Origin of the sequence: Pseudomonas frigoris (assembly GCF_047758635.1) — a bacterium.
GTDB lineage: Bacteria > Pseudomonadota > Gammaproteobacteria > Pseudomonadales > Pseudomonadaceae > Aquipseudomonas > Aquipseudomonas frigoris.
In genome coordinates, this window is sequence record NZ_CP180479.1 from 530,721 (window position 1) to 549,665 (window position 18,945).

The 18,945-nt window shown below is 58.1% G+C and carries 18 protein-coding genes and 1 tRNA gene; 3 read left to right on the plus strand and 16 right to left on the minus strand.

Annotated features, from left to right (window positions below; genetic code table 11):
• Nucleotides 1-86: 86 nt before the first annotated feature.
• The 5 genes from ACMXYH_RS02505 to ACMXYH_RS02525 form a co-directional block, all read right to left on the minus strand.
• Entirely contained in the window at nt 87-1,316 is a 1,230-nt protein-coding gene (locus ACMXYH_RS02505) for a methyltransferase (protein ID WP_415766204.1), read from the minus strand.
• Nucleotides 1,297-1,986: an ABC transporter permease gene (locus tag ACMXYH_RS02510; RefSeq protein WP_129439298.1), complete on the minus strand. Its 690-nt coding sequence runs from the start codon at nt 1,984-1,986 to the stop codon at nt 1,297-1,299. Before ACMXYH_RS02510 ends, ACMXYH_RS02505 begins: the two co-directional genes overlap by 20 nt.
• The gene (locus ACMXYH_RS02515; RefSeq protein WP_129439296.1) at nt 1,983-2,678 is read right to left on the minus strand and encodes an ABC transporter permease; all 696 of its coding nucleotides are present in this window, start codon (nt 2,676-2,678) and stop codon (nt 1,983-1,985) included. Before ACMXYH_RS02515 ends, ACMXYH_RS02510 begins: the two co-directional genes overlap by 4 nt.
• A 78-nt stretch (nt 2,679-2,756) precedes the next feature.
• On the minus strand, nt 2,757-3,503 hold the full coding sequence (locus ACMXYH_RS02520; protein WP_046052200.1) for an ABC transporter substrate-binding protein: 747 nt from the start codon (nt 3,501-3,503) through the stop codon (nt 2,757-2,759).
• A 13-nt stretch (nt 3,504-3,516) separates the two neighbouring features.
• Nucleotides 3,517-4,290, minus strand: a complete 774-nt coding sequence (locus ACMXYH_RS02525) for an ABC transporter ATP-binding protein (RefSeq protein ID WP_007897462.1) — start codon at nt 4,288-4,290, stop codon at nt 3,517-3,519.
• A gap of 561 nt (nt 4,291-4,851) precedes the next feature.
• Between ACMXYH_RS02525 and gabP the strand changes: the two genes are divergently transcribed.
• Nucleotides 4,852-6,243 (plus strand): GABA permease, encoded by a 1,392-nt coding sequence (gene gabP, locus ACMXYH_RS02530; RefSeq protein WP_129439294.1) that lies wholly within the window; start codon nt 4,852-4,854, stop codon nt 6,241-6,243.
• 72 nt (nt 6,244-6,315) lie between these two features.
• Here the strand turns inward: gabP and ACMXYH_RS02535 are convergent, their stop codons facing one another.
• From ACMXYH_RS02535 to ACMXYH_RS02550, 4 genes are all read right to left on the minus strand, one after another.
• Entirely contained in the window at nt 6,316-6,768 is a 453-nt protein-coding gene (locus ACMXYH_RS02535) for a hypothetical protein (protein WP_129439292.1), read from the minus strand.
• Nucleotides 6,769-6,774: 6 nt separating this feature from the next.
• Nucleotides 6,775-7,191 (minus strand): hypothetical protein, encoded by a 417-nt coding sequence (locus tag ACMXYH_RS02540; RefSeq protein WP_403139131.1) that lies wholly within the window; start codon nt 7,189-7,191, stop codon nt 6,775-6,777.
• Between the two features lie 37 nt (nt 7,192-7,228).
• Nucleotides 7,229-8,203, minus strand: a complete 975-nt coding sequence (locus ACMXYH_RS02545; protein ID WP_415766206.1) for an alpha/beta hydrolase family protein — start codon at nt 8,201-8,203, stop codon at nt 7,229-7,231.
• Nucleotides 8,204-8,272: 69 nt separating this feature from the next.
• Nucleotides 8,273-9,331, minus strand: coding sequence for a PDDEXK nuclease domain-containing protein (locus tag ACMXYH_RS02550; RefSeq protein WP_415766207.1), 1,059 nt, complete (start codon nt 9,329-9,331; stop codon nt 8,273-8,275).
• A gap of 261 nt (nt 9,332-9,592) precedes the next feature.
• Between ACMXYH_RS02550 and ACMXYH_RS02555 the strand changes: the two genes are divergently transcribed.
• Nucleotides 9,593-10,042, plus strand: a complete 450-nt coding sequence (locus ACMXYH_RS02555) for a carboxypeptidase regulatory-like domain-containing protein (protein WP_415766208.1) — start codon at nt 9,593-9,595, stop codon at nt 10,040-10,042.
• A 264-nt stretch (nt 10,043-10,306) separates the two neighbouring features.
• Here the strand turns inward: ACMXYH_RS02555 and ACMXYH_RS02560 are convergent, their stop codons facing one another.
• From ACMXYH_RS02560 to ACMXYH_RS02590, 7 genes are all read right to left on the minus strand, one after another.
• Complete coding sequence (locus ACMXYH_RS02560; protein WP_129439286.1) at nt 10,307-11,098, minus strand: TSUP family transporter; 792 nt, start codon at nt 11,096-11,098, stop codon at nt 10,307-10,309.
• 72 nt (nt 11,099-11,170) lie between these two features.
• Complete coding sequence (locus ACMXYH_RS02565; protein ID WP_415766210.1) at nt 11,171-12,247, minus strand: hypothetical protein; 1,077 nt, start codon at nt 12,245-12,247, stop codon at nt 11,171-11,173.
• 333 nt (nt 12,248-12,580) lie between these two features.
• A tRNA-Phe gene (locus ACMXYH_RS02570) sits at nt 12,581-12,656 on the minus strand.
• Nucleotides 12,657-12,759: 103 nt separating this feature from the next.
• Nucleotides 12,760-13,032, minus strand: coding sequence for an oxidative damage protection protein (locus tag ACMXYH_RS02575; protein ID WP_008149405.1), 273 nt, complete (start codon nt 13,030-13,032; stop codon nt 12,760-12,762).
• Nucleotides 13,029-14,096 (minus strand): A/G-specific adenine glycosylase, encoded by a 1,068-nt coding sequence (mutY, locus tag ACMXYH_RS02580; protein WP_415766211.1) that lies wholly within the window; start codon nt 14,094-14,096, stop codon nt 13,029-13,031. The genes ACMXYH_RS02575 and mutY overlap by 4 nt, the downstream gene beginning before the upstream one ends.
• Nucleotides 14,093-16,309: an AsmA family protein gene (locus tag ACMXYH_RS02585; protein WP_415766212.1), complete on the minus strand. Its 2,217-nt coding sequence runs from the start codon at nt 16,307-16,309 to the stop codon at nt 14,093-14,095. Before ACMXYH_RS02585 ends, mutY begins: the two co-directional genes overlap by 4 nt.
• A 78-nt stretch (nt 16,310-16,387) precedes the next feature.
• The gene (locus ACMXYH_RS02590; RefSeq protein WP_415766213.1) at nt 16,388-16,792 is read right to left on the minus strand and encodes an acetyl-CoA sensor PanZ family protein; all 405 of its coding nucleotides are present in this window, start codon (nt 16,790-16,792) and stop codon (nt 16,388-16,390) included.
• 218 nt (nt 16,793-17,010) lie between these two features.
• On the opposite strand from ACMXYH_RS02590, the gene ACMXYH_RS02595 reads away from it, so the two are divergent.
• A complete protein-coding gene (locus ACMXYH_RS02595; RefSeq protein WP_415766214.1) occupies nt 17,011-18,675 on the plus strand; it encodes an OFA family MFS transporter in 1,665 nt (554 codons plus the stop codon).
• The last annotated feature ends 270 nt before the right edge of the window (nt 18,676-18,945 follow it).

The window sequence follows — 18,945 nt, forward strand, 5'->3', positions numbered from 1 at the left end:
AACAGTTGTGTTTCAGCCCCGAAAAAGCCGTATATATTGGATCCACGATAATTTCATCCCCAGAGTTATCCACAGGCTGAGGCGCTTTAAGGGCGCTCAGCCAGGATCAGGAAATTACGCGGTGTAAGTGGGGTTTCGCAGAAGGTGCCGAGGCGAACGGCATAACCCTGCTCGGATAGGAAAAGTGCCCGATCGAGTACCAGCCACAGCTCCAACGGGCGTCGGAAAAGTCCGCGCAGGAGCTCGAGATTGCGCACTTCGGCCAATCGCTGCCAACCGACGGCTTCAAGTGCTGACCAATCCTGCGGGCCGATTGTGGATAATTCTTTAAGCGCGGCCAAATGATGGCAGTAATCAGCGAAGGATTTATCCAGCCAGGCACTGGGGAGGGAAGGGGTGGGCAGGTATTCGTCAATGCCGCGCAGCTGCCGCTGCAGCAGGTCGAAGGCCAGGCGTCGGGCCATGGAGGTGTCACGTTGACGTCGGACGCGAGCACCAGCGGTGACGGTTTCGCTCATCGGTAGCGAAAGATCATCGAGGGACAGCTGTAGGTCGGAGCGCTTGGCCGACGAGGAAAGCGTCTGGTACTCGCTCACACTGATCCGGCTGTAGCAGCAAGGGGCAATGGCCAGTTGCTTGCAACCGGTGGCGCTGGCGAGCTGCATCAGCCGCACATGCAGTTCACCGCAGGCGTGCAGCGCTACCGGCGTGTGGTCAGCATTCAATAAAGAGGCGGCACCGGGCGCGAGCACGTCTTGCTCGACATGAAGCGCATGCAGTTGATGACGCTGACTGAGTGCCTGACCGCTGGCGACCAGCGCCGGGTCGTATTCCAGGCAGGTCAGCTGTTGCCCGGCTGTCAGCAACCGTCGACCCAAGTGGCCTTTGCCCGAGCACCAGTCCAGCCAATGGCTCGGCGCGTCAGCAAACTGCAAGCGACTGGCGAAGGCTTCGATTTGCTGCCACTTGCGCCCTGGCACATCGACATTCAGTCGATGACCCGCCGTTTCAAGCGTATGCGCTGGCAACTCCTCCACAGCGATCAACTCAAGGGACATCGCCGCCAATGAGGCAAACGGCTCCGGTGCGTCCAAAAGAGCTGGGTTGTTATGAGCGTGTTCCGCGTCCTCCAGCGATCGCCCTCGTAGCCAGGTCGCCAACTCGGGGTAGGACGCTTCCCAGGGAAGTTGCAGATGAGTAAACGGCCGAGGCTTCCACAGCGCCTGATGCTCGATCAAAAAAGCATCCAGCGCCGTGAAACGGGCGAGTAAGGCCTCACCCGTCAGCACGCAGGAATCAACGCCCCTGGCAGGCATCGACGCGCAGCCAGCGCTCCAGCAGCTTGAAGCCGCGAACCAGCACATAAGCCATCAGCAAATAGAACATGCCCGCCGCGAAGAAGATCTCCACCGGCAGGTAGGTCCGGGCAATGATGGTGCGGGCCATGCCGGTCAGTTCCAGCAGGGTCACGGTGCTGGCCAGGGCGCTGGCCTTGAGCATCAGGATGACTTCGTTGCTGTAGGCCGGCAGCCCGATGCGCGCTGCGCGGGGCAGGATAATGTAGAACATCGCTTTGGCTCGGGACATGCCCAGCGCCCGGGCAGCTTCAATCTCGCCCTTTGGAATCGCCTGAATCGAGCCGCGCAGGATTTCGGCGATGTAGGCCGCGGTGTGTAAGGTCATGGTTGCGGTAGCGCACCAGAACGGATTGCGCAGGTACGGCCACATCGAGCTGTTACGGATCGCGTCGAACTGCGCCAGGCCGTAGTAGACCAGGAACAGTTGAACCAGCAACGGCGTGCCACGGAAAAAGAAGATGTAGCCGTAGGGAAATGCCCGCACGTACCAGAGTCGCGACGAGCGTGCGATGCCCAGTGGAATTGCCAGCAGCAAACCGGCGATCACGGCGATGGCCACCAGTTCCAGGGTCAGCGTCGCGCCCTGAGCCAGTTTCGGCAGCCACTTGATGATGACGTCCCAGTTCATTGGGTGCTCCTCGCGAAGCCGCGAGCGGCGCGTTTTTCCATGAAGTGCATGCCGGTCATGGCGAGAATCGTCAGGCCCAGGTACATGAATGCGGCCACCATATAAAAGGTGAACGGCTGCTTGGACACGGTCACGCCGATTTGCGCGTGACGCATGATTTCTTCCAGGCCGATGACCGATACCAGTGCGGTGTCTTTCATCAGGATCATGAACAAGTTACCCAGGCCGGGCAGGGCGATGCGCCACATCTGCGGCATGATCAGTTTGGTGAAGATACGAAATTTCGACAGACCCAACGCCACACCCGCTTCGCGGTGACCTTTGGGAATGGCCAAAATTGCACCACGAAACACTTCCGTGGCGTAGGCGCCGAAGCACAGTCCCAATGCAATTACGCCGGCGGCGAAAGCATTGAGTTCGAGGTCGGGGTTGCCGAAGAACTCGCCCAGGGCACGCATCAAGTTGACCGTGCCGAAGTAGATCAACAGCACCCAAAGCAATTCAGGGATGCCGCGAACCAGTGTCGAATAAGTGCCGCCAAGCCATTGCAGCGGCTTGTACGGGGAAGTCTTGGCCAAGGCGCCGAGCAAACCGAGCACCAGCCCCAGGCACAAGGCCGAGAGTGCCAGTTTCACAGTCATCAGCGCGCCAGCGGCGAGCGCCGGGCCGAATCCGTAGAGATCGATAGTCATGGATTTCTTTTCAAATCGCGGCAGGCAATGCCAGGGACTGGCGCCGTCAAGTAACGGCGCCAGCCAGGCAGGTCAGAATCAATAGATGCTGAACGGGAAGTACTTGTCGTTGATCTTTTTGTAGGTGCCATCAGCGACGATTTCTTTCAGTGCGGTGTTCAGCTTCGTACGAATCTCATCGCCTTTACGTACAGCGATACCGATCTTGTCGCTTTCTTCCACCGGGTCGCCTTTGAACTCATAAGAACGGCCGGCGTCGCTTTTCAGCCACTCGTAGTTGACGTACTTGTCCGCCAGGATGCCGTCCAGACGACCGGAGGTCAGGTCGAGGTAGGCGTTTTCCTGGGTGTCGTAGAGTTTGACTTCAACGCCTTCCATGTTGTCTTCCAGCCAGGTGCCAGCGAGGGTCGCACGTTGTGCACCGATCACTTTGCCCTGCAGGGAGTCCTTGTCGGTTTTGAAATCGACGTTTTTCGGCGCGATGAATTGCAGCTTGTTGGAGTAGTACGGGTCGGTGAAGTCCACCGCTTGCTTGCGTTCGTCGGTGATCGACATCGAGGAGATCAGGAAATCGAATTTCTTGGCGTTCAGGGCCGGAATGATGCCGTCCCAGTCGGACGTAACCACGGTGCATTCGACTTTCATCTTGGCGCACAGGGCGTCGCCGATTTCTTTGTCGAAGCCGACGACATTGCCACTGGCATCTTTGTTGTTGAACGGCGGGTAGGCCGCTTCGATGCCCATCTTCAAGGTCTCGGCGGCGGCACCGGCGCTGAAGGCCAGGGTGACGGCAGCCGCCAGGAAGATTTTTTTGTAGTTCTGCATGTGGGTAGCTCCGTTAGCGGTTGCTGGACATGAATTGTTTGCAGCGCGCCGAAAGCGGGTTTTCGAACACCTGCTGTGGCGATCCTTGCTCTTCTACCAGGCCCTGGTGGAGGAACACCACCTCGCTGGACACCTGACGGGCGAAGCCCATTTCGTGGGTGACCAGCAGCATGGTGCGGCCTTCTTCGGCCAATGCGCGGATGACATTAAGTACTTCCTGGACCATTTCCGGGTCAAGGGCGGAGGTGGGCTCGTCGAACAGGATCACCTTGGGCTGCATCGCCAGCGTGCGGGCGATGGCCGCGCGTTGTTGCTGGCCACCGGAGAGTTGCGCCGGGTAGGCGTGGCGCTTGTCAGCAATGCCGACCTTGGCCAGCAAGGCTTCGGCGACTTCGATGGCTTCGGCTTTGCTCTGACCGAGTACGCGGCGCGGCGCTTCGATGATGTTGTCGAGCACGCTCATGTGCGGCCAGAGATTAAAGTTTTGAAATACAAAACCGATCTCGCTGCGCAGACGGTTGATCTGCTTGCCGTCGGCTGCGACCAGTTCGCCGTTCTTGGCGGCTTTGAGCTTGAGTTCTTCGCCGGCCACCAGGATCTGGCCCTGATGCGGGTTTTCCAACAGGTTGATGCAACGAAGGAAGGTGGACTTGCCGGAACCGGAAGAACCCAGGATCGAGATCACGTCGCCGTCGCGGGCGGTCAGCGAGATGCCTTTGAGCACCTCAAGCTGTCCGTAGCGTTTGTGCAAGTTGCGGATTTCAAGCGCGGGCGTGGCCTCAGCCATGTGCGTTCCTCATAAGTATTTCGCTCCTGCTGTTGGCGGCCTTCCTGGCGAGGCGGCCAAGCTAGCATAGCGTCTGAATGGCAGCCAACAGCGCTACGGGCGGTAAACGGGTTGCCTGTGGCAGGTTGTCGCATCGGTACAGCAGACTGTCGCGCTGCTATCAACCGAACAGCCGTTTGAACCCTGCCTGTCGATAAAAAGGCTGGGGCTGTTCCAAAAAAGGGCGCGATGTTGCCAGCTTTGGCGGGGGTTGGAAGCGCTAACCGGCCAAACGTTCCTGATCTGAACTTTTATTGTGCGTCGGGCATTTTCCGGGTGTGTTTCCGGTGCGCGAATTCGTTCTCAAAGTGAGTCGCAGGGTAACGCACTGGCAAAGTGCCATTAATTTCAATGGGTTGCGATGACTGTCCGGTCTGGATGAGATCGCCGTGGTAGACGGCTTTGAAACATTTTGGCGCAATTATTGCGTACAGAATCCAGAACGCCCCGTTGGTTTCTTTTTACGAGAAAGAATTCCAGGCGGGATGCACGCATTCGCTTTTCCTTACAAAGGTAGTTTCAATGAGCAGTACCCCAAGCTCCAATGGCCTCGAACAGGGGCTCAAACCGCGTCATGTGACCATGCTGTCGATTGCCGGGGTAATCGGCGCCGGCTTGTTCGTAGGCTCGGGTCACGCCATCGCAGCCGCAGGCCCGGCCGTGCTGTTGGCCTACGCCGCCGCCGGTATGCTGGTGGTGCTGGTGATGCGCATGCTCGGCGAAATGGCTGTGGCTTCGCCGGACACAGGCTCCTTCTCGACGTATGCCGATCGCGCGATCGGTCACTGGGCCGGTTTCACCATCGGCTGGCTCTACTGGTGGTTCTGGGTGTTGGTGATTCCGCTGGAAGCCAACGCCGCCGCGACCATCCTGCACGCCTGGTTCCCGAATGTGGCGATCTGGGCCTTCACGTTGATCATCACTTTGCTGCTGACAGTCACCAACTTGTTCAGTGTGAAGAACTACGGTGAATTCGAATTCTGGTTCGCCCTGGTCAAAGTCGTGGCGATCATCGGTTTCATTGGCCTCGGCATTCTGGCGATCTTCGGCTTCCTGCCGAACAGCCAGGTCAGCGGCGTTTCGCATCTGTTCGACACCCAGGGCTTCCTGCCAAACGGCATGGGCGCAGTGCTGGGCGCGATCCTGACCACCATGTTTTCCTTCATGGGCACTGAGATCGTGACCATTGCGGCCGCGGAATCGAAGAACCCTGGCCAGCAAATCTCCAAGGCCACCAACTCGGTGATCTGGCGGATTGGCTTGTTCTACCTCGTGTCGATCTTCATTGTTGTGGCCCTGGTGCCATGGAACGACCCGATTCTGGCCAGCGTCGGTTCCTACCAGACTGTACTGGAACGCATGGGCATCCCGAATGCCAAGCTGATCGTCGACATCGTGGTGTTGGTTGCTGTAACCAGCTGCCTGAACTCGGCGCTCTACACTGCATCACGCATGATGTTCTCCCTGGGCAAGCGCGGTGATGCACCGGCCGTTTCCCAGCGCACCAACAAGAGCGGCACGCCGTACTGGGCCGTCATGTTGTCCACCGGTGCTGCGTTCATCGCGGTTTTCGCCAACTACGTGGCCCCGGCCGCCGTGTTCGAGTTCCTGCTGGCCAGCTCCGGCGCTATCGCGCTGCTGGTGTACTTGGTGATCGCGATTTCGCAACTGCGTATGCGCAAGCAGCGTATGGCACGTGGCGAGAAAATCGCTTTTAGCATGTGGCTGTTCCCGGCCCTGACCTACGCGGTGATCATCTTCATCGTTGCGGCCCTGACGATCATGTTGTTCCAGGAAGCGCATCGCGTGGAGATCCTCGCGACCGGTCTGCTGAGTTTGCTGGTGGTGGCTGCCGGTTTGTTTGTGGCTCGCCGTCGCAAGCTGCAGAAGATGGGTGCGGTGGTGCTGAGCTGATTCGTACCGCATAACGCAAAACGGCCGCTGTCAGTGATGACAAGCGGCCGTTTTTGTTTCTGAAGCGATTGTTTACTCAGCCTTTTCTTCCAGCGCATCCAGCGACTCGCGATAGCTGTCGAGCGCCGTGCCAAAGTCGGTGATGAACTGCGGATCTGTCAGCCAGGCCTGGGCGGTGTCGCGGTCCATGCCGTCGGCCCACATGCGGTAGTCGATCAGCATGTCGGCGGCCAGGTGAGTGGCGGCCATGGCTTCGTTGTCGGCGTTTTCCATGTCCAGCAGTTCTGGATGGTCGCTGATGATGTCGGCGAGGTTCGACAGCAGGGACAGCAGCATATCGTTACGGCTGGTGGCTTCTGCGTCGCGCATTTTGCTGAACATCGCCAGGGTGTATTCCGGGATCGGCTCGCCGATTTCCCCCAGATCATCGTCCAGTGCGGCGGGTTTTCTGCCGTGAATATTGATTTGCTTGGCTTTGATCTTGGCGCGTTTGGCGCGTTTCTGTTGCTTGTTCAGGGAGGCCATGGGAACTCAGTTCGGTTTCTGTTGGTTTTGGGCCGCGATAGCTTCGGAAGCTGCCACGTAATCAATCTGGAAGGCCGGGGATTCGATCCAGGCCAGGGCACTGGCTTCGTCCGCTTCGGTGGACCATTGGCGGTATTCGATCAGCGCAGCGATGATGAAGTCTGTCGCTGTTTCTTCGCCTTCCTGCTCCAGCACCAACGCGAGCAGCGGGTGTTCAAGAAAGGCCGCGCACATAGCTTGTTGGCTGATCTTTTCCGCGTCGATCATCTCTTTGAACAGCTCGGTCAAATCCACCGATTCGAAGTCGATACGATCATCGTTCGGGTCCAGCTCGACCGGCGCGGCGGCCCGTTGGGTGCGGTTCTGCTTGGCCTTGGCTTTGGCGCGTGTGGCGCGTTTGTTCTGCTTGTTGGCGGATGCCATGGGCGTCGTTCCGTATTCCGTTGAGTGGGCGCATCAGTCAGTTGCGTGGCACTAGCCGCCCGGGTGTGTTGGGGGTCAGTTCGCCGGTCTGCAGCCAGGACAGTGCAATGGGCCATAGTGTGGCTTGGTATGCGCTACGAAAAAAGGCGAAATGTCCGACTTCTTTTTCGCCGATGTCTTCGGGGGCGATTCGCAAGTGGGCGTTCGTGCTGTTGGTGAAGTAACCCAGCAGCCGTTCGATGGCCGGAATCGTGCCGTAAGGATCGTCGCTGAGGCTGATGGCCAGGTTTTGTGCGGTGACGGATGAGAAGGGCAGTCGCCCGGTTTTTGCGTGAAGGACGCGACCGCTGGGGCGTTTCTCGTATTGCGCGGTGGGCATGCTCCAGTCGCGAACCACGCCGGCGGGGGTGTCCTCTAGCCAGCCGAGACGTTTGCCGGGGAAGTAGCCGCAAAGCAATGTCATCAACGGCATCACCAGATGCCACTTGCCGAACATCCGCCAGCGATGGGCGGGCGCGTAATCGCGCCAGTAAGCGAATTGCGCACCGACGGTCACCAGACGTCGAATCATATGCCCGGAAGCTCCCAGGCCCGCTGCACAGCCTCCAAAGCTGTGACCGACGACGTCGATGGGTTGCCCGGGAAATTCACGCTGAGCGCGCTTGAGCATCGCCTCAAAGTCCAGCGCGCCCCAATCTGACCATGAAGCCCGAAGCCCTTTCAGCGACGCGGGTCGCGATTCGCCGATGCCACGGTAGTCGTAAGTGATCACGTCGAAGCCGTTGGCGAACAGGTAATCGGCGAAGCGCGAGTAGTGGCGACAGCGGACTGAGGTGGCGGCGTTAATGATCACCACAGGACGGGTCGAGTCTTGATGCGCATGCCGCCAGGTGAAGCCGCCAAGGATGAAACCGTCGGCGGCGGGTTCCTTGAAAGAGTCACCAGGTGTGCCGGTGGGTAACGGCAATTCAAGTTGCGTCGGGGCCAGTGAGGGCATGTCCTGTAAATTCATCGGCTTTGAACCTTTGCGGTTAGCCAGTCACCATAGTCTTCACGCCGTTTATGAACAATCCACCCGTGCTTATCGGGGCTTTTGCTTGAGTAACCGCTCCTCAAGCACCGCCCACTCCCGATCCAGTTCTGTGCGAAGTTCCTCCTCGCTCGGCAGTACCAATCTGTATGTACTGGCGAACAGTTGTTCGTTGCCTTGCAGTACTGAATAGCGCACCACTGATTCATCTTTTTGCGCGCAGAGAATGAGGCCGACGGTGGGGCCATCCGCCGGTCCGCGCTTGAGGTCGTCGTAAATGCGCACGTACATGTCCATCTGGCCGACATCCTGGTGGGTCAGTACGCCGCGCTTGAGGTCGAAGATGACGAAGCACTTGAGCAGGTAGTTGTAGAACACCAGATCGATGTAGAAGTCTTTGCTTTCGGTACTGATGCGTTGCTGGCGAGCGATGAAGACGAAGCCTTTGCCCAATTCGAGCAGGAAGCCCTGGAGTTGATTGATCAATGCTTGTTCAAGTTCACTTTCCTGGATCAAGCCCGCATTGGGCAGGCCGAGAAACTCCAGTAGCACTGGGTCCCGGATGAAATCCCGAGGGCTGGCGTTCATTTGCTGGATGTTGGTGGCAGCTTCCTGTTTGACGGCAGCCCGGTCGCGGCTCGCCAGCAAGCGTTCGTAATAGAGGGTATTGATCTGGCGCTCGAGGGCGCGACTTGACCAGTTCTGCAGGGCTGATTCGTTCATGTACCAATGGCGAGCGTGGTCGTTATCGACGCGCAGCAGCCTGCGATAGTGGGTCCAGCTCAATTCGGAACGCACTGCGTTCCAAATTGGAAAGGTCTGATAAAAATCACGCATGTGTCGCAGATTGCGTTCGTCAAAGCCCTTTCCGAACTCTGCTGTAAGCCTTTTCGCCAGCGTCGACAGCAACTGCTTGCCATAACCCGCTCGCCGGGCCCCCTCCTGCTCGAACTCCACAATATGCCGCCCGATCTGCCAGCAGGTTTGCACCTGGACGGTATCGACCGCACGTAGCACCTTCTGCCGTGCCTGACGGATCAGTTCGCCAAGATTGCCAAGCAGTGAGGTGAGTTGTGGGTCTTGGGTGTTATCGGGCTTGAGTGCGCTCATGAGGTCTTCCGCTGCTGGATGAACAGGCAGAAGAGGATTGCAGGGGGAGGTTGGTCAGCGATGCCGGGCGCGGCTGGTAAACCGGAAGGAAAATCCGACTGGTTTTGCGGGATCACGCCGACGGCAATCCGCGCTTGAGGAATACAACGTGTAGGCCGATTCGCAGTGAACCCAAGTACTAATTAATCTAAAACTTGGCCAATCAGCAGGAAATCTAACAGGGGAAACGATTGGGTTCTGCGGAGCCCGGGAGCCGCCACCATGAAGTACCTCCATTCACTCCTGTTGCCCATCGCCGCTGTCGGCGTATTGATGTTTCCCGTCATGTTGAGCGCTGCCAGCCTTGAGCCCGTCGACAGCTCGGGCGTGCAAGTCCAGAGGCAAGAGCAAAACGGGATCGCTTACTTGTCCGGTGGTGTTGGCGAGGATGAGTCAAAGGCCATCCAGCAAGCCACTGGGTACAACCTGCACATGACCTTCTCCATCGGTGTGGAGAACAAATACGTTCCCGATGTGAATGTGGTCATTCAGACAGTACCAGGGCAAACGGTGCTGACGCTGAGTCAGGCTGGCCCGCTGGTGTACGTTCAGCTACCTCCTGGCAAGTACACCGTTGTCGCGACCCGCAATGGTGAGGCGCGACATGACACGACGGATGTCGGAAGCGGCACTGCTCGCAATCTGGTCTTCCATTGGAATGGTGACGAATAGCTAAGGATGGGCGAGAGAGAAGTGTCGCGAGCAAGGCAGAGAAAAAGCGCCTGATCAAATTGCAGTCATAAAAAAAACCTGAATCTTGAGATTCAGGGTTTTCGGTATTTGGTTCCAGAGACGAAATCGAACCACCGGCACGGGGATTTGACAGCGCGCGACCTTCAAGTTGATAGCCCTCTAAAGTCTATAAAAAGTAATGCGCAGGGCGGGTCGGCTGCGATCAAAGTTGAAAGCAAGAACTGGTCGGCGCCGCACCGGTAATCATAACGAAGCTAATGAATTGAGGACCGCGACGCGCAAAGGATTGGTTTCTACGCTTAGCAGCTTGATGGCTAATGCGCAGCAGACAACGATCAACATGGGTTTAATCAACCGTGGTCCGACCCGAACAGCAGCCCGTGCGCCCAGTTGAGCGCCGATAAAGGCCGCCAAAGCCATGGCTATGGCAATCGGCCAGATAATCACACCTTTGGTAATGAAGACCGACAGAGAACCCAGGTTGCATGAGGCGTTGGCAAGTTTGGTAAAACTCATGGCCCGCATCATGCCCAAGCCGCAAAGAAGTACAAACCCGACAATAAAGAAAGAGCCTACACCGGGGCCAAATATACCGTCGTAAAAGCCCAGGATCGGCGCCACGGTAAACGAAAAAAGCAGAATTCCGATTCTCTTGCGTCGATCTTCATTGGCCAGCTTTGGAGAGAGCGCAAAATAGATCGCCACCAGAATCAGCATAATAGGCACGCAAACTTCCAGATAGCGCTTATCCACTGAGCTGACCAGCAAGGCACCACTGGCGCCGCCAATAAATCCGCAGATAACCAGGAAACGGCCCTCGCGCCACTCGATCATTCCTTTGCGTGCAAAGGTTGCAGTGGCCGAAATAGTTGCCGACGCGGCCTGGAACTTGTTCGTTGCAATTGCACTGACCGGATCTAAGCCTGCCAGAAACAAAGCAGGCAAGGTGATCAAGCCGCCACCACCGGCAATCGCATCAAAAAAACCGGCGCAAAAAGCGACGAGCGCCAACATGCCAATGACATCCCAAGACATTACATTCCCTCTTTATCGTTATTGGCCAGTCATCAAATGACGGGTCGTTCAACGGCCTGAATACTTGAAAAATCAGCCCTGCAGCAGTAACGGGTCCTCTGAAATAACGAGAGGGGAAGAAAATTTTGAAAGTCCGAAAATGCGAACCAGGACTCGTCTGTTGTCTTTGATGACATCGCGACAGTGCAAAGCCCGGATGTTATTGATGGCCATGGCCGACTCCTGGGTCAGTGTGTATTCAACCGGGGTTGCCTCGCCCACACCCCGGCAAAGGGCGGTGTAAGCCGTTTTGACAAAGGTCGAGACGTTGTCATTGACCGAAAAGCGATACGAGTTAAAGCGGGCTGCGAACCCGACCTTGTCGTCGAACTCCAGAATCGAAACGTTGCGGCCATCTTCCCCTTTGCCACTGACAAAGGAGTCACTACGAGTGAACTGGAAGTTATCCGTGGTCAGTGCGAGGCAGTTGGTGACGCCAATTTTTTCGAGTATGGGAGGTAGTGGAATGATCCGAGTAGGTTCCAGGCTCGGGTTCCACAAGGCGGAAAGTATGAGCGACGACGGAGAGGGCGAGTGCCCGTCTTTCGCGTTCACGGCGCACCAGTAAGGCGCCTCGGTGTGCGGGCCAAGCGCGAGGCCGGAATGGGAACTCAGTTCTATGATTTCCGTCTCGGCATTGATTTTGATGAGCCCGCCACCCTTGAAGTTGGCCACCAATCGAACCAGTTTTCCTTCGTTGTCCATGTCATAGGCAAAGGCACTGTTATCCACCAGTTTCAACAAGATCTGATTACGTGCGGCCAGGCAAAGGACGTCGTATCGATTTTCCAGGGATGTCAGGTCAGGCAGTTCATTTGGAGGGCTGACATCGGTGATTTTTTGCAGGCCTTCAAAGATCAACACGGAAACAAGGCCATCGGAGTAGGCATCCAGCAGTTCACATTGGTCTTTCGAAAACGAGGACTTTAATTCGGTGGTTGCCAGAGAGGCTTTGGACTTGGCTCCTGATGCCTGTGGCCCGCCGATGGCGGCCAGTTCTTCGGCGAATTTGTGAAGCAATGTTGACTGCCGAGTATCAAAGCTGAAAGTCCTGATTTCTTGTTCAGTAAGCTCAGCGGTTTCGACGTCCGGTTTAATAGCGTCAATCATTGTCTACATCCCTGTTGTGTATCTGCTCCCGGTTATGCGGCAGCTTCTGTTCCGATTCTGCCCAATCCGATGATCAGCGTATGTCATCCATTTCCGCTAAAGCATACGGAGCGTTCCGACAGACCCGAGAGACTATCAAGAAGGGCCGATCACCAATGCCTGTAACGGCTTGTCGGGACTCGGCCTCGGCAAGCGTTACAGGCGCGTGCTGGCGTCGACAGGGGGTGGGGAATTGATGCTTCGTCCGGCGCTTCGATAGCGGCTGGAACAGTGCCTCATTAAATCCCAGACATAAAAAAACCCTGAATCTTGCGATTCAGGGTTTTCGGTATTTGGTGCCCAGAGACGGAATCGAACCGCCGACACGGGGATTTTCAATCCCCTGCTCTACCGACTGAGCTATCTGGGCAACGGGGCGCATTAAACTGGTTTTTCAGGGGGTCGTCAAGAAAGTTTTCAAAAAAATTTTAATTATTACCGTCGCTTACGTTCCGACCCTCGAAAAAGCGGGATTATTCAGCCGGCGGAACGTAGCCGTCAGCCTTGGCGTATTCCTCGCCGGAAAAGAACTTGTCCATCTCGCCCTGAAGATATTTGCGGTCTTCGGCGTTCATCATGTTCAGGCGTTTTTCGTTGATCAGCAGAGTCTGGTGCTTTTGCCAGTCTGCCCAGGCTTTGGCCGAGACATGGTCAAAAATGTCCTGACCTTTTGCGCCTGGAAATGGAGCGCGCTCCAGGGCGGGCAATTCTTCTTTGTACTTGCGGCACATGATGGTGCGGGTCATGACGACTCTCCTGCGTTCAATACGGCGGCCGCGCGTTCGAGCAAGGTTTTGACCGGGGCGGCAAGGCCCAGGCGCGGCGGGGTGGCGAGGTTATACCAGAGCCAGTCGGCCTCGGCCACGTGATTGCCGGCCTCCTGGACCTGAACCAGCCAGGGTTCGATGGACAACTGAAAATGACTGAAGGTGTGTACCAGGCTCGGCAGCGCCTGTTGGCTGCCAAGCTCCAGCGAATGCTGCGAAGCCAGATGTTGCAGGTCGTCGAGGTCATCGAGTTCCGGCAGGCTCCATAGACCGCCCCACAAGCCCGTGGAAGGGCGACGGTAAAGCAGAATCGCGCCTTCGCCGTTGGCGAGCATCGGCATCAGCGTGCGCTTCTGTGGCACGACTTTACGCGGTTTGGGGATCGGGTAGCGCGTCTCCAGGCCAAGCATGTGCGCTTCGCAGCCCTTTTCGAGCGGGCAGAGCAGGCAGCTCGGCTTGCTGCGGGTGCAAAGTGTGGCGCCCAGATCCATCATCGCCTGGGTGTAGGCGTTGACCCGATCATGCGGTGTAAAGCGCTCAGCGTTCGCCCACAGCTGTTTGGCGACCTTTGGCTCGCCCGGATAACCCTCTTGCGCGGTAAAGCGCGCCAGCACCCGTTTGACGTTGCCGTCGAGGATCGGCGCCCGCAGGCCCATGCTCAGGCTGGCGATGGCGCCCGCCGTGGACAGGCCGATACCCGGCAGATCAACCAGTTTTTCCACATCCCGCGGAAACTCGCCGCCGTACTCGGCGACAACAATCTTCGCGGTCTTCTGCAAATTGCGCGCACGGGTGTAGTAACCGAGGCCGGTCCACAGGTGCAGGACTTCGTCTTCCGGCGCGGCGGCCAGGGCTTCGACCGTCGGCAGCGAGGCCATGAAGCGGTCGAAGTAGTTCAGCACGGTGCTGACCTGGGTCTGCTGCAACATGATTTCCGAGACCCACACCCGATACGGGGTGATGCCTTGTTGCCAAGGCAAGTCGTGGCGGCCGTGGCGGTCGTACCAGTCCAGCACCGCCGATGAAAACTGCTCGGCTCTCATCGCTTGAACAGCCCCTTCAACGCGTTTTTCAGTTCAGGACTGACCTTGTCGCCAAGCTTCTCGTCGATTTTTTCGCTGATCCGTTCGCCGGCCAGTTTGCTCGCGACCTCGCCCATGCGTTCGTTATCGAGGCGGCAAGCCTTGGCGCCCAGTTCCAGCGGACCACGGCAGCGCAGCGGCCACTCGATGCCGACGAACTTCTCGCCGACCTGGCAGGCAGGGTCCGGCATGTCGCTCTTGTCGCCTTCGACGATAACGCCCACGCGATAGTCCATGCCCAACACCCGAAGATCGACATCGCCGTCGCCGTTGACGGTCATGCCCGGGATGCGCACTTTCAGGTCCGGGTTGCTGGCCACGCCGTTACGGAAGGTCAGGTTGCCCTTGAGCTCCTGGAACGGTGTGTCCTTGCCCCGAGGCTCGCCGCTGAGGGATTTACGGTTCAGGGTGGCGATGCCTTTGCACAGCTGTTGTTCGAGGTTGGCATTGAGCAGCACGCCGTTGTTGATGACGAAACTGGCGTTGCCGTTGAGGGTTTCGATCAGCGCTTTCTGGCTGTTGCCGTTGCCGGTCAGGTTGCTGTTGAGCGTCACCAGACCTTTGACCGGTGGATTTTTACCTTGGCTTTCAAGGATTTTTTCCACCGGCACTTTGCTGATGCTCGTCTGCATGTTCAGCGCTGGCACCTGTTGGCGCACGTCGAGCGTACCTTTGGCGTCGAAGTTGCCGTCGTACAGGTCGCCGCGAAGGCTTTCCAGTGTCAGCAGACCGCCTTGGCCTGTGGCTTTGAGCGCAGCGTTCTGGATCGGCAATTTATCGAGGGTCAGCTGGCCGAAGGTCAGGTCAGCGTCTACGTCGAGTTTGCTCAGGCGTTCCACCGGCAGCAGGCGCTCGTTGCTCCACGCGTCTTTGGTCGGTGCTTGCGGTAGCGGCGTGCTGCCCGGACCAGCCAAGGCATCGGCTTCGGTGCTGGCCACTTCGGCCTGACGCACCTGCGTCGCGCTACTGGCTTCGGCGGATTTTGGCGGCAGGTAACGGTCGACGTTGAAGGTGTCGGCCTTGAGGGTCGCCCGCAGCGATTGTTTGGCGAAGTCCTCGACGGCGATGCGGCCACTGAAGGTGCTGTCATCGACTTTCAGGTTGATGTTGTCGAGCACCACGCTGGTCGGCGTGCCAGCCAGACGGCTGACTAACTCGACTTTGCTCAGGCTACCGTCAGCCATCGCCGGAAGCTTCTGGCCGATGCTGTCGACGAATTTCGCCAGATCGAACTGGGCGATCGACAGGCCGCCGCTGATTTGCGGGGTTTTGTCGAGGTCGTTGACCTTCAGTTCACCCAATGCGCGCAGTTGGTTGGCAGAGATCTTGATGCCAGTCCATTCGGAGACGTTCGCGGCTTTATCGAGCAGTAACTGGCCCTGGGCGGCGAAGGTCATGGTTTTGCCTTGCAGCGGATCGCCAGCCACTTCGCCAGAGAGTTTCATGTCTTCGAGTTTGTAGCGCTGCAGTGCGCGCTCGAAACGCAGCTCGCCGTTGAGCTCGGTACGGACACGCAAGACCGGCTGGTTGGTGCCCAGGAACGCGGTGAGCTTGACCGGGATGTTCGTGGAGTCATGCACCGGGCCGGTACTCAGCTGGATGCTTTCGGCGCTGAATTGCTTGCCGGTTTTTTCGTCGCTGTATTCAACGCGGGCGTTGTTGACGGTCAGGCTGTCGATGTCCAGGCGAATTGGCTGCGCCGGTTTTTCCGCTTGGGCGGTGGTCTCGGTCGCTGGTTCGCCAGTGGTCGCGGGCGGAGTGGCCGGCGCCGGTACCTTGCCGATGTCTTGCCAGTTGCCGTGACCGTCCTTGTCGCGGGTCAGGCGCAGGTTCAGGCCTTCGACGCGCACATCGCTCATCTGCACTTCACGGCGCAGCAGCGGCAGCACACGGACCGACAAGCCAAGCATCTGCAAGTCAGCGAACGGCTCGGTGGGCTTGGCCAGGGTCGCGACGCTGGCTTCGTGCAATTCCAGGCCCAGCCACGGGAACAGGCTCCAACCGATATCGCCATTGAGCGTCAGCTCGATGTGGGCCTTGTCGCGGGCTATCTGGCGAATCTCGTCTTTATAGTCGTTGGGATCAAAGAGGTGGGTCAGGGCAAAGCCCAGCGCCACAATGATCAGCAACAGCCCGAGAAGTACCAGACCCAGGATTTTGCCGAACGCTTTCATGGGCGAGTCCTTGTAGTTAGTCGAATTCGAAATTTAGCCGGGGAGTATAGCGCTCCGTAGCGGACGACCGGTCAGCGATCACGTCGGAAATACATCCAGCGGTATTTTCAGTTTGGCCGCCAGCGCTTGCGCCTCCAGATGCCCGGCAGGCGCCAGCAAGCGCAATGTCGCGCCCGATTGCGACGCCATTTTCTGCGCTTCATTCACCAGGCGCTCGGCCACGCCACGACGACGGGTAATTTTTCGTACGCATAGTTGGGACAGATGCCAGACATCCGAGTGCCGTTGCAGGCGTGCCGCGCCCAAAAGCCGATCGTTGAAGCGGCCGGCGATCAGCGAACCGTCCAGCAGGCAGCTTTCGATCAACTGCAAATCTCCGGCAAACGGGGCAAACAGCCAGTCCGGCGCATCGCGGTAGATCTTCTGCAGATCTTGCTGATCCTGATAAGTGGCTTCGTTTAGCGGCTCGACAATGATCGGCATGAGGGCTCCTTCAGGTACGAGAACTGATGACATACAAAAGGTGATATCACTTTGATTTTTCTGTCACGTACAGATGGTAACCTCTGCCGGTTCGTCCGTCCTTCTGCGACGTGATATCGCACCAAAATGGAGCTTCACCTCAAAAACAGTCATGCGTGCGCATAAAGGCTGGGGGTGAGGAGCGCTGACGAACCATTCTAATAATTGGGGGATACACAATGACCACGAGCATCACGGCGGACGGCCTCAAAGCCGACCAGCCCGCGTTCCTGTCCAAGGAGCGCATCATCGCCAAGCCCGGTTTCAACCGTTGGCTGGTACCACCGGCCGCTCTGGCCATCCACCTGTGCATCGGCATGGCCTACGGCTTTTCGGTGTTCTGGTTGCCACTGTCCAAAGCCCTGGGTGTGACCAAGGCAGTGACCTGCGCACCGGACATGAGCTTCATCTCGCAAGTATTCTCGTCCCAATGCGACTGGCCGATCTCGATGCTCGGCTGGATCTACACCCTGTTCTTCATCTTCCTCGGTTGCTCGGCCGCCATCTGGGGCGGCTGGCTGGAACACGCCGGGCCACGCAAGGCTGGCGTTGTATCGGCACTGTGTTGGTGTGGCGGTCTGCTGATTTCAGCGCTGGGGGTCTATACCCACCAGATATGGCTGATGTGGAGCGGCTCCGGGGTCATTGGCGGTATCGGCCTGGGCCTGGGTTACATCTCGCCGGTCTCGACCTTGATCAAGTGGTTCCCGGACAAGCGCGGTATGGCGACCGGCATGGCGATCATGGGTTTCGGTGGTGGCGCGATGGTTGGTGCTCCGCTGGCCGCAGCCTTGATGGGCCACTTCGCTTCGCCAACCAGCGTCGGCGTATGGCAGAGCTTCCTGGTGATGGCCGCGATCTACTTCGTGTTCATGATCGGTGGCGCACTGTCCTACCGCGTTCCGCCAACCGGCTGGAAGCCTGAAGGCTGGACGGCTCCGGCGAAGAAAGCTTCCAACGCGATGATCACCCACCGTCACGTCCACGTGAACGTGGCGTGGAAAACCCCGCAATTCCGTCTGGTGTGGCTGGTGCTGTGCCTGAACGTTTCGGCAGGTATCGGCATCCTCGGCATGGCTTCGCCGCTGTTGCAGGAAGTGTTCGCCGGTAAATTGCTGGGCACTGACCAGACGTTTGGTCAACTGGACGCTGGGCAACTGGCCTCGATCGCGGCGATTGCTGCCGGATTTACTGGTTTGCTGAGTCTGTTCAACATCGGTGGCCGGTTCTTCTGGGCCTCGTTCTCGGATTACCTGGGCCGTAAAAACACCTATTTCGTGTTCTTCGCCCTCGGTTTTGCGCTGTACGCGTTGATCCCGAACCTCGGTCACCTGGGCAACGTTGCGCTGTTCGTAGCGGCCTTCTGCATCATCCTGTCGATGTACGGCGGTGGTTTTGCGACTGTCCCTGCGTATCTCGCGGACCTGTTCGGTACGCAAATGGTCGGCGCGATCCACGGTCGTCTGCTGACTGCCTGGGCGGCGGCGGGTGTGTTGGGTCCGGTGTTGGTGAACTACCTGCGTGAGTATCAGCTGAGCATCGGCGTTGAACGCGCCGCGGCTTACGACATCACCCTGTACATCCTTGCGGGCCTGCTGGTGCTGGGTTTCATCTGCAACCTGCTGGTGCGTCCGGTGGCTGACAAGTACTTCATGACCGACGCTGAGCTGGCTGCCGAACAGGCGCTGGGCCACGACAAGGGGGCTGACAGCAGCACCGTATTGGAGTGGAAAGCGGATGCGGGCACCAAGCCTTTGGCAGTGGCTGCGTGGCTGGTGGTGGGTATTCCGTTGGCGTGGGGTGTTTGGGTGACCCTGCAGAAAACCGCAGTACTGTTCCACTAACGCAAAACCCCTGTGGGAGCGGGCTTGCTCGCGAAAGCGGTGTGTCAGTCGACATTGATGTTGGCTGACACACCGCTTTCGCGAGCAAGCCCGCTCCCACATTTGATCTCCTCAAGGTACAGAATCTGGGTTTGCTGGCTTGTACTGACATGTCTATCCCCGACAACACGGGATTCACTCCGTCAGTGAAATCACCTCCCGTGTTTCTGTTTGGCGCCCGCGCCCCTATAATGGTTGCCTTTTTCGCCCAATGATTTTGCGGAGCTGGTG